The organism is Pseudolactococcus piscium, from assembly GCF_002441695.1.
Taxonomy (GTDB): Bacteria; Bacillota; Bacilli; order Lactobacillales; family Streptococcaceae; genus Pseudolactococcus; species Pseudolactococcus piscium.
Genome location: NZ_JXJW01000054.1, coordinates 1 through 1,302 on the forward strand (window position 1 = coordinate 1; position 1,302 = coordinate 1,302).

Annotated in this window: 2 protein-coding genes; both read right to left on the minus strand. The window is 31.0% G+C overall.

Annotated elements, in window-relative coordinates; translation table 11 throughout:
* Positions 1 to 2: 2 nt before the first annotated feature.
* Entirely contained in the window at positions 3 to 182 is a 180-nt protein-coding gene (locus tag RU86_RS11745) for an RHS repeat domain-containing protein (protein WP_096815450.1), read from the minus strand.
* Positions 183 to 252: 70 nt separating this feature from the next.
* Entirely contained in the window at positions 253 to 909 is a 657-nt protein-coding gene (locus RU86_RS11750; RefSeq protein ID WP_096815451.1) for a hypothetical protein, read from the minus strand.
* Positions 910 to 1,302: the final 393 nt, after the last annotated feature.

The following is a 1,302-nucleotide window of genomic DNA, read 5'->3' on the forward strand; positions in this document are numbered from 1 at the left end:
CTTTATGCTTCATTTAAATCACCTCTTAACTTTTGTAAAATAACTTTTTCGCCAAATTGTGCCAATGGGTCATATTTCATAGCAGTTTGACTACCTTTGGTATCTGTATAGAGAATTAAATTCTTGTTAGCATCATACCCATAGCTTTTTTTCACCATTTTCATCACTGATACTAGAGACATTCCCTAAGACCTCATAGGTATACTCAAATGTCCATGTTGTTCCGATTTATCAAATTTTTCAAACACGTTCCTAATTTGGGAGGTCAGCTAAAGCTCTGATACACTCTTTCATATCTAAGTCTGATATAATATAGTCCCCATTGTTTCCATTTACCCGTATATTCATTTCTTTATCAGCTCCATAGCTAGGATTTTTAATGTTTTCTATCATAAGATCAATCATTTCACTGTAGGTAAATGCTATCACCTCTTCTGCGTTTTCAGGATCAACACCCTGATTTCGTACATTTTCGAACGTCAGTTTGTTTTCTAATTCAGTTTCTATATGTTTAAATCCGATAAAAGGGGAAACTATTACCTTTACTTTGAAACCACCCTTAGTTTCTTTTGCAGATTCAACTCTGTATTTAGATATTTTTAAGAGATCGGATACATTTTTTTTTGAAAAATATTTATTATATTTTTCTGATTTGATGGTATCAAAACTTTGTGTTAAGTCGTTTAGGCTTTCATCAAACCCTGATTTTAAGTCTTTTTCATTTATATTCGAAAGTTCAGCAAATTTTTTTGTATCACCTTTTGTAGAAGCATCTAAGCCAGACTTTACAAAAGCAATGGCATCAGTTGTTTCCCAAACAGGATTTAAAAAGCCAATAATTAGCACCGATATAAATAAACAAACTAGACCTATAACAAATATTTTAATTATTTTCTTGATTTTTTTCATTGTACACTCCTTCAGATTATGCTGCAAAGTTTCTTTAAACCCAATTTTACGTTATAATTGACTCTAAATAACTGATAAAGTGACAGTATGTTCTAGTGTCTTATTTAACATCAAACTTTCTTTTATAACTTTGAATCGTCAACACTAAACTAGACAGAAAAAACAAGGGGATTTCATGAGTTCACCAGATATCGAATTTTAGAAAGTCTTGTGTAACCCAATATTATTCCACCAATTGATGTAATCAAAAGTTTTGATATCCAACTGTCATCTTATTCCATTTTTTTCAAAAAAGCCTCACATTCACATACAGTGAAGTCTCTTCTGTTTGTCAAATTTTTAACAATATTGCTTAAAACATTCAACAAGCATTGGCAATACTGTACGCTATAG

Bases quoted from the DNA above. Each gene is read 5' to 3' on its own strand.
- RU86_RS11750 (WP_096815451.1), bottom strand. From the start codon at position 909: ATGAAAAAAATCAAGAAAATAATTAAAATATTTGTTATAGGTCTAGTT.
- RU86_RS11745 (WP_096815450.1), bottom strand. From the start codon at position 182: ATGTCTCTAGTATCAGTGATGAAAATGGTGAAAAAAAGCTATGGGTAT.